The sequence below is a fragment of the Sphingobacterium sp. NPDC055431 genome (assembly GCF_053644255.1).
The window spans coordinates 90,982-102,791 of the sequence record NZ_JBSHLH010000001.1; the positions used below are offsets into that span (position 1 = coordinate 90,982).

General features: G+C 41.6%; 13 protein-coding genes. 9 read left to right on the plus strand and 4 right to left on the minus strand.

All coding sequences use genetic code 11. The features are described from left to right. Window position 1 precedes the first annotated feature (1 nt). The 3 genes from ACWIB3_RS00405 to ACWIB3_RS00415 all read left to right on the plus strand — a co-directional run bounded on the left by ACWIB3_RS00405 (window position 2) and on the right by ACWIB3_RS00415 (window position 2,898). Window positions 2-727, plus strand: coding sequence for a YebC/PmpR family DNA-binding transcriptional regulator (locus tag ACWIB3_RS00405; RefSeq protein WP_093101186.1), 726 nt, complete (start codon window positions 2-4; stop codon window positions 725-727). A gap of 120 nt (window positions 728-847) precedes the next feature. After that, window positions 848-2,095 (plus strand): hypothetical protein, encoded by a 1,248-nt coding sequence (locus ACWIB3_RS00410; RefSeq protein WP_313261079.1) that lies wholly within the window; start codon window positions 848-850, stop codon window positions 2,093-2,095. A 59-nt stretch (window positions 2,096-2,154) separates the two neighbouring features. Then, window positions 2,155-2,898 (plus strand): DeoR/GlpR family DNA-binding transcription regulator, encoded by a 744-nt coding sequence (locus tag ACWIB3_RS00415; RefSeq protein WP_185212958.1) that lies wholly within the window; start codon window positions 2,155-2,157, stop codon window positions 2,896-2,898. Here ACWIB3_RS00415 and ACWIB3_RS00420 read toward each other — a convergent pair. From ACWIB3_RS00420 to ACWIB3_RS00430, 3 genes are read right to left on the minus strand one after another with little or no spacing between them, the layout of a single operon-like run. Next, window positions 2,895-4,016, minus strand: a complete 1,122-nt coding sequence (locus ACWIB3_RS00420; RefSeq protein WP_454290625.1) for a CapA family protein — start codon at window positions 4,014-4,016, stop codon at window positions 2,895-2,897. The genes ACWIB3_RS00415 and ACWIB3_RS00420 overlap by 4 nt on opposite strands. Further along, the gene (locus tag ACWIB3_RS00425) at window positions 3,994-5,367 is read right to left on the minus strand and encodes an asparagine synthetase B family protein (RefSeq protein ID WP_313261077.1); all 1,374 of its coding nucleotides are present in this window, start codon (window positions 5,365-5,367) and stop codon (window positions 3,994-3,996) included. The genes ACWIB3_RS00420 and ACWIB3_RS00425 overlap by 23 nt, the downstream gene beginning before the upstream one ends. Continuing rightward, complete coding sequence (locus ACWIB3_RS00430) at window positions 5,367-6,821, minus strand: lipopolysaccharide biosynthesis protein (RefSeq protein WP_313261076.1); 1,455 nt, start codon at window positions 6,819-6,821, stop codon at window positions 5,367-5,369. Before ACWIB3_RS00430 ends, ACWIB3_RS00425 begins: the two co-directional genes overlap by 1 nt. A 124-nt stretch (window positions 6,822-6,945) precedes the next feature. Between ACWIB3_RS00430 and ACWIB3_RS00435 the strand changes: the two genes are divergently transcribed. Further along, entirely contained in the window at window positions 6,946-7,863 is a 918-nt protein-coding gene (locus tag ACWIB3_RS00435) for a glycosyltransferase family protein (protein ID WP_313261075.1), read from the plus strand. Window positions 7,864-7,865: 2 nt separating this feature from the next. On the opposite strand, the gene ACWIB3_RS00440 is transcribed toward ACWIB3_RS00435, so the two are convergent. Then, the gene (locus tag ACWIB3_RS00440) at window positions 7,866-8,558 is read right to left on the minus strand and encodes an FkbM family methyltransferase (RefSeq protein WP_214649507.1); all 693 of its coding nucleotides are present in this window, start codon (window positions 8,556-8,558) and stop codon (window positions 7,866-7,868) included. Between the two features lie 251 nt (window positions 8,559-8,809). Here ACWIB3_RS00440 and ACWIB3_RS00445 point away from each other — a divergent pair, with 251 nt between their 5' ends. The 5 genes from ACWIB3_RS00445 (at window position 8,810) to ACWIB3_RS00465 (ending at window position 11,807) form a co-directional block, all read left to right on the plus strand. Then, window positions 8,810-9,295: a hypothetical protein gene (locus ACWIB3_RS00445; protein ID WP_313261074.1), complete on the plus strand. Its 486-nt coding sequence runs from the start codon at window positions 8,810-8,812 to the stop codon at window positions 9,293-9,295. A gap of 53 nt (window positions 9,296-9,348) precedes the next feature. Continuing rightward, window positions 9,349-10,101: a glycosyltransferase family 2 protein gene (locus ACWIB3_RS00450; RefSeq protein ID WP_454290626.1), complete on the plus strand. Its 753-nt coding sequence runs from the start codon at window positions 9,349-9,351 to the stop codon at window positions 10,099-10,101. Then, entirely contained in the window at window positions 10,082-10,318 is a 237-nt protein-coding gene (locus ACWIB3_RS00455; protein ID WP_093101203.1) for a DUF3820 family protein, read from the plus strand. The genes ACWIB3_RS00450 and ACWIB3_RS00455 overlap by 20 nt, the downstream gene beginning before the upstream one ends. A gap of 89 nt (window positions 10,319-10,407) precedes the next feature. Then, window positions 10,408-11,379 carry an oxygen-dependent tRNA uridine(34) hydroxylase TrhO gene (trhO, locus tag ACWIB3_RS00460; RefSeq protein WP_254526611.1) on the plus strand — a complete coding sequence of 324 codons (972 nt, stop codon included), beginning with the start codon at window positions 10,408-10,410 and terminating at the stop codon, window positions 11,377-11,379. Between the two features lie 116 nt (window positions 11,380-11,495). After that, window positions 11,496-11,807: a TM2 domain-containing protein gene (locus ACWIB3_RS00465; protein WP_236736578.1), complete on the plus strand. Its 312-nt coding sequence runs from the start codon at window positions 11,496-11,498 to the stop codon at window positions 11,805-11,807. Window positions 11,808-11,810 lie beyond the last annotated feature (3 nt).

The window sequence follows — 11,810 nt, forward strand, 5'->3', positions numbered from 1 at the left end:
AATGGGTAGAGCTTTCGAATTTAGAAAAGAAAGAAAATTTAAACGCTGGGCCAAAATGGCCGTTCAATTTACGCGTCTTGGAAAAGAAATTGCAATCGCAGTAAAAGAAGGCGGTCCTCACCCGGAGAACAATTCCCGCTTACGTACCGCAATCCAAAATGCTAAGGCAGTGAACATGCCGAAGGATCGTGTGGAAGCGGCTATTAAAAGAGCCTCTGAGAAGGATTCAAAAGGTTACGAAGAATTTGTATACGAAGGATACGGTCCTCATGGAGTTCCTGTATTGATCGAAACCGCTACTGATAATACCAACAGAACAGTAGCAAATGTTAGAAGTTATTTTACCAAAGCTGGTGGATCCCTAGGTAAAACCGGATCCCTGGATTTTATCTTTCAAAGGAAATCTGTATTCCGCTTTCCGGCTACCGATGAGCTCGATGTGGAAGAACTTGAGTTGGAATTAATCGACGGAGGTCTGGAAGAATTATATGTGGAGGCTGATGAGGAAGGAAACGATATTATCGTGGTACAAACTTCCTTTGAGGACTTTGGAAACATGCAACGCCTTTTAGAAGAAAAAGGGATTGAAGTTTCTTCCGCAAAAACAGAACGTATAGCTTTATCGCATACGACCCTGTCTGAAGAGCAAGCTGCTGACGTCCTAAAATTGATCGATAAGATCGAGGAAGATGATGACGTACAAGCGGTATATCACAACATGGACTAATCCAGATCAGGATATTAAAACATAAAAGAGGGCTCGCCCTCTTTTTCTGTTTTAATACGGGGGGATTTGAAGAAAGTTCAGTTCCTGTGCGTTTTTTGGTCTAAATGTATACATTTGTATATGCTTTCGTTCACCGAGTTTTTCACGAAAAAGAAAATTGACATCAATGCTTTGCAAAAAGCGAAGCCTGAACTTTATCAAGAATTTGATAGAGATTATGCTTTGATGGGTGAAAAGAGTTTTGATCACAGCAAGAAGTTCTGGTTCAATAGGCTAAGGAAAGATTACCTCTTGAAGGAGATCGAAATCTCGGAACCGAAGAAAGCCGAAATCAAATCAGAAGCATCTTCTACAGCTGCACCTAGCAGCACTGCGCCAGCCGCAGCCAAACCAGCAGGATTCCGTCCTAAGTTTAAAGCTGTTGTCAAATCTGTTGAAGAGAAGACAACGGAAGAAACAGAGACCAATGCAGCTGCCAAAGCGCCGACAGGCTTTAAGCCTCGTTTTAAGGCCGCTGCTCCTCCCGAAAAACAGGATGACCTAAGCGACAGCATTGAAGGGGATAGGCCAACTGAAGCGATTAAAGAGGCTGAGGAGACCGTAGCCAAGCCAAAAGGCTTTACGCCAAGGTTTAAAGCAGCTAACCTACCTAAAAAGGTCGAAGAAGAAAAGCCGGAAGAAGCCCAAACGGAGACATCTGCAGAAAATGCTGTAGAAAGCAAGGATGCTGTTGCTCCTGTGAAACCAAAAGGTTTTACACCAAGGTTTAAAGCGTCGAACCTACCTAAAAAAGTAGAGGAAGAAAAGCCGGAAGAAGCCCATGCGGAAACATCGGCAGAAAATGTTGAGGAGAACAAGGAGGCTGTAGTTCCTGCGAAACCAAAAGGCTTTACGCCAAGATTTAAAGCAGCGAACCTACCTAAAAAAGTAGAAGAAGAAAAGCCGGAAGAAGCCCAAGCGGAAACATCGGTAGAAAATGCTGAGGAGAACAAGAATGCTGTTTCTCCTGCTAAACCAAAAGGCTTTACGCCAAGGTTTAAGGCGGCGAACCTGGCTAAAAAGCTGGAGGAGAAAGAGGGCTCCGCTTCGGATTCCGAACCTGAAAACAAGCTACAGGAAAATCAAGCTGCAACAGATGTTACAGAAGATCAACCTGCAGAAGAAAATACATCTAAGCCTACTGGCTTTAAACCAAGGTTTAAGGCTGGTGTTACCAAAACGACAACTAACCAGGAGGACAAGGATCCCCATCCTGAACAATCAAGTGCTCCAACTGAAGAACCATCTACCCAAACAACAAAACCAGTAGGTTTCAAGCCGCGTTTTGTGGCTAGGAAATCATCAGATCAAAAAGATAAGGAGGATTAGAAAGAATATGGATAATCCCATTTATTTTATATTTTTAATTTCAAAAGCGCGTATAAATTATGTTAAAAGAAGAAAGGCAAGCCTATATAATACACCAAATCAACATACATAATAAAGTTTTATCCTCAGATCTGAGCGTTCAGCTGAATGTTTCGGAAGATACCATTCGTCGTGATTTGAACGAGTTGGCGGAGAGTGGTAAAGTTTTGAAGGTATATGGAGGTGCATTATCTAAGTCTTTTCAATATCCCTTCCAAGAGGGGAATGTATATGCCAAAGAAGCTAAAAAAGAGATTGCTTCCAAGGCTATATCGTTGATTCAAAGTGGAATGACCATCTTGGTCGGAGGGGGAACCAGTATGATTGAATTGGCACGTTTGGTTCCAAAAGATGTTCAGTGTACCTTTTTCACGATCAGTCCTTTAGTCGCATTGGAGTTGGCGGAGAAGGAGAACCTAGAGGTCTTCCTTTTGGGAGGAAAGCTTTCCAGGAACACGAATGTTGTGTCAGGGTCGCAGGTAATCAATGAGTTATCAGATATCAAGGTCGATCTATGTCTGTTGGGGACGAACAGTCTTTCTGTAGAAGAGGGGGTAACCGATTCCGATTGGGAAGTTGTTCAGATCAAGAAAGCGATGATCAAATGTTCGCAGAAATTAGGGGTACTGAGTATTGTCGAGAAATTGAATTCCAACCAAAAGCTTAGGGTTTGCCCATTAAAAGATATTACTTATCTCATTACGGACTTAAATCCTAAACATCCAAGTCTAGAAGAATTCAGTAAACAGATAACCATTATTTAATTTGGTTTTTTTCCAAAGGTCTTTACACGAATGGCTCTCTCAACGAGCCATTTGTTGCTTTCGATAAAGAGGTTGTGCCAAAGCAGGTTATAGTTTATCCTGCGGTTGAATAGCGTTCTCTTTGCGTGTTTCAGTAGCTTAAAGACACTGTATCCCGCCAGACCGTTAAATGGTTTGGCATAGTAGGAAGCATGGTGTTTCTTCCATTCTTCAACAGCCTTTTTATTGACATATTCCACATACTCTTCATTTGCCAACTTGGCAGAGAGCGGCTTAACAAAGTCTGCGGACAATTTTTCGTCCTTCAATTCCACCAGATGCTTTTTCTTTTCTACAATATGGAGGAAGTGCTTGCTCAGCTTCTTGTTTTCGAATTCCAGTTCCAGTACGCCGCCTACGTTCCATTGCGGGTGATTTGCAGGATATTCAAAATAAAAGTTACCAAGGCTATAGGCGATCAATTTACCGTTATATTCTTCTATGCCCTGAACGACATGGGGATGGTGTGCGATGATGACATCAACACCTAAATCAATCAATTCCTTATAGCGTTCCTTCCATTCCGGAATAGGCACATCCAATAGTTCCACCCCAGCATGGATTTGTACGATCAGGATATCCACCTGTTTTCGGTATTGTTGGATATCGGCGTTTACCCGTTTGGCATTGACCCAAGCATGACCGACCAACCGGTCGCCATTCAATGCGCCATACCCATTTTCTCCATAAGCCAAGAAGCCATACTTTATGTCATCAAAAGTCCAGGTTTTTAAGCCATAAGCCTCTTCTTCAGAACCCACACCTAAGATTTCCTGACGGGGAAATAGATCAATCGTTTTGAGCAGGGCTTCTTCGCCAAAATCATAGATATGATTGTTAGCTAATGAAAAGCAATTGAAACCGAGTGCTTGCAGCCAGATTGGAGCGTTTTTGTTTTGGGCGACCAGGGGACCTGTTTTATGGATCGGCTGTCCAACGCCTTGGATAGGGGCTTCAAAATTGCATGATTTTAGGTCAGAAGATTTAAATAATTCCTTAAGGCTAGGAGAGAATTGTGGTGCTTTTTCACAGACAATATCTCCAACAAAGACAAACTTATGCTTGGATGTTGCTTGCATTTCTTTTTCTCAATAAAGTTTCAATCGGTTTGATTGTAATATAAGCAAAATAAGCTTCCAATAAATCGTTTTTTGCACCTAATAATTTCAAAACGCCCTTAACCTTAGGGGTATGCATCAAAGTTTGGAAGATTTTTTCCTTTCTGCCGATATGCATGACCTTTTGGTTGATCCAGCGTAAGTATTCAGGGTTCAGGCATTCCTTCAATAGATTTATATCTAAAGGGGTCAAGGTTTCGTTCAGCAGAGCGTAATAATTGAGTGAATTCTGATAGGTATATCTATGTTTTTCCTCTTCGAACAGGAGGTTGTTTTTTCTAAAGAAATCCCTTTGCCAAGCACGATTTTCCCTTCTTTCCTGGGGAAGGTTCAGCATGGAAATGGCAATGTCCTCATCGACGAAAGGAGAATAGCCTGGATAGCCCATTTTGGCCGGTACAGATATTAAATATTGCAACATCATCATCTTGGTCCGCATGGCGGTGATGATACGGTATTCAGGGGAATCTAAATATTCTTTCTGTCGATCATAAATAGGCTCGACAATGCCACTATAGTCAATATTCATGGCTAACTTGGAATCAGCGCTCATGCCATGGGTGTACCCAAGTGTACGGTAAGAGGCAGCGCTATCTATCATGGGAACTTTGACGGCTCCTGCCCAGGCATCACCGATAATTCCGCTTAGAAGCTGCATTGGGTTGCCTGCCTCCAATTGTTTGATCTTGTCATAGAATTCCATATGGTAAGTGCCAGAGGCAGCAACGGCAGGGCCAAATTGATCATACCATTGATCCATATAGACATTGAACTTGCCTAGGGGAATCCTATTCCATTTTGTGTGCAATCTTTTGGAAAGCAGACCGGCATAAACGGCCTCGCGTGATTCGTCCTGATTTAAGGAGGTGCCATAGGTATAGGCATGGATCCTGTTCCTGTCCTTCAACAGGACATTCATCAGCCTTGAATCAAATCCACCACTGGTCGGAATCAAGATATCATCTTTAAATCCATCCGCCCAATTATTTAATGCCGAGCTTAGTTTATGTAAGACATCATCCTCATGGGATTTCTTGCCCAACAGCTTTAAGGTGTCATCATTAGTCTCTTTTATGGAGAGATTCCCGTTTTCAAGAATTAAAACCTGGTTGGGCAATAAGTATTGTACGTCTTTGACTGGGGTATGTCCAAATACGCTATAGCCAAAATCTAGATAAGCTGCTAAGCCTTCTGGGTCAATTTCCAGATTGGCATAATCAATGACCTCATTGATGTCCTGACTGTGTTTTCCGGTCTTAAGATTATAGAATACAGTTTGATAACCTACCCAATTTCCTTTTGCAACTTCCATTAAGATTTTTTCGCTAATTTCTTCTTTAACATGCCCAAGATTTCCAACCAGATATCATTTTTGATCAGATGATTGGCTCCAACATAAATAACTACGAATATAAGGCTTTGTACTATGATGAGTAGCAAGTAATTCGGTATTAGGTTAAAAAAGAGCGGTAAATAAGCCACTCCAGCCGCTATGATGGAAATCAGGGTCGTCGGCAAAAGGTCTTTGACCTGCATGAACAGGTTGTAGCCATAAACCCTACCGCTCATGACTGCTGCAATAATATAGCAAATGATCCTAACGGCAACGAGTCCAAGAGCAATCATGACCAAACCATGTCTGTAGGTGAAAAACAGGGTAATGATGGCCAAGGAAACCTTGGTGATTTCCAAGATCAGGAAAAGTTTAGAGCGCCCCTTGATATTCAGGAAGTTCGCATTCAGATCGGTCAATGAAGTGAAGATACTGGCGAAACATAATATTTGGAACAGCAGTATCGATGATACCCAGGTGTCTGTTAGGAAGAAAACAAAACCTGGTTTAGCCACTGCAATGGCCAGAAAACTGATTGGCATCAAAGCGAATGCAAGGCTAGTCAATGTTTTTCTGCTGGCATTCAAGTACCTTGGGAGGTCGTCTTGGATAGGGGTCAAGGTAGACAGAGTCGTTCCCTGTAAAATAGCGGTAATGGTCTGCCCTGCTGTTTCTCCCCATTTATTACCTTGGTAATAGTATCCTACTTGGGCAGGAGTATAAAATTTGCCGATAAAGGAGGCATAAAAAGGAGAGAGTACCTTGCCCAACATGTTTGAAACCATAAAGGAAAGGGAGAACGAAAGATGCTTTTTTAAGGATGCTCCACTGAATGCGAAATTTACTTTCCAATCACCCCACATCCATAGCATTACCGTCCTGAACAGGGTGTACAAAAGGGGTTGAAAAATCAATGCCCATACTCCATAGCCCAATAGGGCAACAATGATCACAATAATACCGGCAAAAAGGACGGCCAATACATTGATCCTGGTCGTTAAATGGAATTGAAACTTCTTGAGGATCTTTACGTATTGTACAATACTAAAGGATTGGATAATAATCTGCAGGAACAAGACCCTAGCATAAAGGGCAAGGCCTGGGATATTGTAGTATCTTTCGATATATGGGGATGCAAAATAGAGGATCAGGTAGATAATGGCACTTACGGAGAGGTTGAAGATGAACATGGAAGAATAGTCCAATTCATCCACTACCTTGGTCCTGACCAACGAAGTCGCCAATCCACTATCTACAAAGGTAGTCGCAATAATGGAAAATATCGCCAGGGCAGCGATCACAGCAAACTCATCGGGGCTTATGATCCTGGCCGTAATGATCGCGACGATGGTAACGATGGCCTGATTGCCGAATCGATCCAAGGTATTCCAGAATAGCCCATTGATGGTGATGTTTTTCGTGTTTTCGCTCATGTATTGGATTAATCAACAAATTTAGGAAAGATTCTTGTACAGCATAAGAAAAAAGCATTATACTTAATGCATTACGAGATTTACTCATATATTTGATTTAGAATAGATTGATTTTCCTTTTCACATGCTAGCACCAATCGCTTTATTTGTTTACAATAGACCTGTTCATACCCGTAAGACATTATCCGCTCTTGAGGCCAACAGTTTGGCGGAGCAATCCGATATATACATTTTTTCAGATGGGGCAAAAACGGCCCAAGATATCGAGGCTGTCAACCAAGTACGTTCCATCATCCGTGAACCTTGGAAGTTTAAGCATATCTATATCATCGAACGCTCCCAAAACAAGGGACTTGCCAACAGTATCATCGAAGGGGTAACCCAGGTGCTGCAGAAACATGGAAGGATCATCGTTCTGGAGGATGACCTGGAAACCTCCAGTTTTGCCCTTCAATACTTCAATGATGCGCTCAACCATTATCAAGATCAGGAAAAGGTGATGGAGATTTCGGGCTATATGTATCCAGTGGATAAGCCCAAGAAACTGCCACAATCTTTTTTCTTCCGAGTAGCCAATAGTTGGGGCTGGGCAACATGGGATAGGGCCTGGCAACATTTCAATCCCGATATTGAGGAATTGACCAAGGATTTTACCCGTAAACAAAGGAAAGCCTTTAGCGTGGATAACTCCGAGAACTTCTGGAAACAGGTCAAACAATTCAAGGCCGGCAAAATCAATTCCTGGGCAATCCGTTGGTACCTGTCGGTTTTCAACAAAGGTGGGTTGGTCTTGTATCCCCGGTTTTCATTTATCCAAAATACAGGAACAGACGGGTCTGGAACCCATTCGGATGTTGATAAGGTCTATCGGGTGGAGCTTTCCAAAAAGCCTGTCCGCAAATTCCCGGTGATCATCGAAGAAGACCCTTTGGCATTCCAGGCCATCAAGCATTTCTATAAAAATCGCAAGGGAACCTTTTTTGAAAGGTTAGCGAAATTCATAGAAAAGAAGATGTTGGAGCGTAAGATGCGAAAGCTGTAAGTTTATTTCTCTTCTAAATTCTTAAAGAATAAAGTCCTTTTGGTTTTTGCTACCAAAGCGTATCCTTTGTCGAGCATCAATTGAAAGACTTCAGATTTATCCAAGTCAGCAATGGAGAGTTCTTCTTCAACTAGGACAAAGCTAGGTCTAAACTGTTGCCAATCATTGCTGTTCAAGACGATCAGGTCAAATCCTTCGGCATCAACAGAAAGGAAGTCGATCTTTTTCCCTTTTGGCAGGTGCTTTTGCAAAACCTCTTTTAGAGGTAGTGTTGGTACGGGGATAGTCTTTATCAGGTGGTATTTTGCATTCAGGCCATCTCTTTTTTCAGATATTTCTTGGGAAAATCCGTTCAATGCGGGTTCGTTGAAGCAATAATAGGTCAATTCTTGAGGGCTTTCGCTGATGCCAATATTGAGGTTGACATCTTTGGTCCTAAACCATCTGAACCATTTCATGGCCTCAGGGGAGGGCTCAATGTTAATTCCACGCCAGCCTTTTTTGTAGAAGTACATGGTGTTGGAGAATCTATAGGGATGATGGGCACCTACGTCTACATAAAATCCTTTGTAGTTTTTTCGTCCTTCATAAAAACCTCTAAGGACCATGTCCTCGCCTTCCTGTGAAAATGAACGTGCATGGAAAAATTTATGGATCGGGAAATAGTTTAAGATAGCTTTCTTGATTTTAGACATTGGGCCAAAGCAATTTACAATTGTTAGTATTTTGCAATCAATGTACAATTATTTTTTTTCAGGTAGGTAAGACGGGTAAAAAATTTAGGAGCATTTAACAGTTTTGTGGATGAATGTTGATTCCTTTTGAAGGGTTCTATGTTACTTTTGAGGCGCAAAAGTAACCAAACAGACGAAGGAGCTCATGGACACCAATTCTCTTCGTTACTTTTGAGGCGCAAAAGTAACCAAAACGCTTCGGCTCATTTAAGATGGCTTTTTCGCACGGTCATCCGCACATGAAAAGAATGCCTTGTTGTCGGGAATATCTTTCAAAAGATCCTCCCATCAAAAGGGATGATCTTTTGAAAGCATTCCAAGGCCAATCCCATCGCACGGGGCAACGGCATTCTTTCCATTTTTCCGCCATTGGAAATGAGCCGGAGGCTAAAGGGCTTCCTCCGGAAGGTGAAATGTTTACCCACTGGCAATGCCAAATTCTTGCAATAAAAAGAACCCTAGAAGGGTTCAATTATTTTAGCAATCCCATCGCACGGGGCAACGGCATTCTTTCGATTTTTCCGCCATTGGAAATGAGCCGGAGGCTAAAGGGCTTCCTCTGGAAGTATGATTTTTGTATTGAGAAACCTCCAACGGGGGTGAAATGTTTTTCTATACCTTTCTGTGTCACCCTTCGGCGCGGCATCAGGGTGACACAAAAGATGTTGATAAAGATTTCAGCCTCGCTGCGTTATTAACGTTCAAATGCCTATTTTTGCAAGGTTAACAAATATTAATAATACCCTTAAGCATGGCTTATCCTAAGGTTTCAATCATTACCATTGTTTACAATAATGTTAGGGATATCGGATTTACCCTAGCTTCTGTAGATCAGCAGACCTACCCTAATATCGAATATATTGTGGTGGACGGCAAGTCTACGGATGGAACCCTGGATGTCATTGCTGAGTATAAGGATTTGATCAATATCTTGGTTTCTGAAAAGGATAATGGCATTTACGACGCAATGAACAAAGGCTTGGCCCTTGCTACGGGCGATTATGTGCTGTTCCTGAATTCAGGGGATGAGCTTTTTGCTCCCAATACCTTAGAGAAAATCTTTGGCAATGAAGACCATGCGGATATCTATTATGGAGAGACCAAGTTGATCAATGAGGACCGTGAGATTATTGGGGACCGTCGTCATAAAACGCCGGCTCATTTCGATTGGCAATCCTTTAAATATGGCATGAATGTCTGTCATCAGGCCATCTATATCAAGCGCAGCTTGACAGCTCCCTATGATCTGCAGTACAAATTGAGTTCAGATATAGACTGGGTGATCAGAGCTGCCCAAAAAGCGAACAAAGTCGTGAATGTGAAAGATTATGTTGCCAAATATTTGGTAGGTGGGATGTCACAGCAGCGACACAAGCAGAGTTTGAAGGAACGCTACGAGATCTTTAAGAAATACTATGGTTTTGTTCCTAACCTTATCAACCATGGTGTTATCGTCATGCGTCTACTGGTACATCGATTTAAGCATGGCAAAACAAGAGACTAATTTTTTAAATCCCAATCTTTTGGTTGAACTGGCCAACAGTAGGATGCCCTTTGGGAAATACCAAGGGTACCTATTGATGAACTTGCCGGAGCCGTATTTGGCTTGGTTCAAACAGAAGGGATTTCCGCCGGGCAAAATCGGGATCCTGTTGGAAACTCTCTATGAAATAAAACTCAATGGTCTGGAGTATTTATTAAAGCCATTGGTCAAAAAGTGATGAATATCAATTTTTGGTCGTCCAATTTTTTTATCTTTGCAGCATAATTTTAAACATTAAACGCCGTTTGCAGCGGTATCAATGAATATATGGCACAATATCAAACATTGCTGTACTATTGCTACAGCCCTATCGAGAATGCGGAAAAGTTCGCAGAAGATCATCTAGAATTTTGTAAATCACTTGGCTTGTTGGGACGAATCATCGTTGCTGATGAAGGTCTTAATGGTACGGTTTCGGGTACTCCGGAGGCTTGTAAGGCGTATATGGAGCATGTGCATGCGGATCCGAGGTTTGCAAAGACCGAATTCAAGGTGGACGACGTAGAAGAACTTTCATTCATCAAGATGCATTGTCGTTACAAAGAGGAGATTGTACACTCAGGTCTGCGCAATCCATCTGTGATCGATCCAAACAAACAGACGGGAAAGCATCTGGAGCCTAAGGATTTCTTGGCGTTGAAAGATCAAGAGGATGTGGTTATCCTTGACGTTCGTTCAAATTATGAGCATAATGTAGGTCGTTTTAAGAACGCTGTTACATTGGATATAGAAAATTTCCGTGAGTTTCCGGAAAAAGTGAAGGAATTGGAACATCTAAAGGGCAAGAAAATCTTGACTTATTGTACAGGTGGTATCAAGTGTGAAAAAGCTTCTGCTCTATTGTTGAAAGAGGGTTTTGAGGATGTTTATCAATTGCACGGTGGTATCATTAAATATGGTAAGGAAGCTGGCGGGGAGGATTTTGAAGGGGAATGCTATGTTTTTGATAATCGTGTTACAGTTCCGGTCAATTCGGTTAACCCAACAGTTGTTTCAACATGTAAAAACTGCGGGAAAATTACTTCGAAAATGATCAACTGTGCAAACCCGATCTGCAATGAGCATTTTACGCAATGTGATGAATGTGGCTGGGAATTAGACGGTTGCTGTTCTGACGACTGTAAGTCGCATCCGAAGAAACGTGAGTATGACGGTACAGGCTATTATGTAAAAGTTCCGCAGCCTGTCAATATTGATAAAATCTCAAAGCGTAAGCACAAGAAGTTGGTTAAAAATTAAAAGTTTATTAAAATATTTCGAAAAATCCATTTATCTTTCAATAGCTAAATGGATTTTTTTATTATACTCTTAATTGGAAATACGAAATGGATAGTCAGAAAGTAGACATGTTTTTAATGTCAAACAACAAGTTTTTTGAATCATATCAATTGATGGAGATCAAGGATCTATTGACGAGGTCGGATGAAAGTAAATACACGAATGTTCAGATCCAACAATATAAAGATCCAACTACTGTCTTGATCGTTTCCATTTTGGCGGGTTCCTTTGGGATTGACCGCTTTATGATTGGAGATACCGGTTTGGGAATTGCCAAATTATTGACCTGTGGAGGTTTGGGTATATGGACTATCATTGATTGGTTCCTGATCATGGGGGCAACAAAAACCAAGAATTTCGAAAAACTGATCACCTCCTTGAATTATTAATTC

Bases quoted from the DNA above. Each gene is read 5' to 3' on its own strand.
- ACWIB3_RS00405 (WP_093101186.1), top strand. From the start codon at position 2: ATGGGTAGAGCTTTCGAATTTAGAAAAGAAAGAAAATTTAAACGCTGG.
- ACWIB3_RS00410 (WP_313261079.1), top strand. From the start codon at position 848: ATGCTTTCGTTCACCGAGTTTTTCACGAAAAAGAAAATTGACATCAAT.
- ACWIB3_RS00415 (WP_185212958.1), top strand. From the start codon at position 2,155: ATGTTAAAAGAAGAAAGGCAAGCCTATATAATACACCAAATCAACATA.
- ACWIB3_RS00420 (WP_454290625.1), bottom strand. From the start codon at position 4,016: ATGCAAGCAACATCCAAGCATAAGTTTGTCTTTGTTGGAGATATTGTC.
- ACWIB3_RS00425 (WP_313261077.1), bottom strand. From the start codon at position 5,367: ATGGAAGTTGCAAAAGGAAATTGGGTAGGTTATCAAACTGTATTCTAT.
- ACWIB3_RS00430 (WP_313261076.1), bottom strand. From the start codon at position 6,821: ATGAGCGAAAACACGAAAAACATCACCATCAATGGGCTATTCTGGAAT.
- ACWIB3_RS00435 (WP_313261075.1), top strand. From the start codon at position 6,946: ATGCTAGCACCAATCGCTTTATTTGTTTACAATAGACCTGTTCATACC.
- ACWIB3_RS00440 (WP_214649507.1), bottom strand. From the start codon at position 8,558: ATGTCTAAAATCAAGAAAGCTATCTTAAACTATTTCCCGATCCATAAA.
- ACWIB3_RS00445 (WP_313261074.1), top strand. From the start codon at position 8,810: ATGGCTTTTTCGCACGGTCATCCGCACATGAAAAGAATGCCTTGTTGT.
- ACWIB3_RS00450 (WP_454290626.1), top strand. From the start codon at position 9,349: ATGGCTTATCCTAAGGTTTCAATCATTACCATTGTTTACAATAATGTT.
- ACWIB3_RS00455 (WP_093101203.1), top strand. From the start codon at position 10,082: ATGGCAAAACAAGAGACTAATTTTTTAAATCCCAATCTTTTGGTTGAA.
- trhO (WP_254526611.1), top strand. From the start codon at position 10,408: ATGGCACAATATCAAACATTGCTGTACTATTGCTACAGCCCTATCGAG.
- ACWIB3_RS00465 (WP_236736578.1), top strand. From the start codon at position 11,496: ATGTCAAACAACAAGTTTTTTGAATCATATCAATTGATGGAGATCAAG.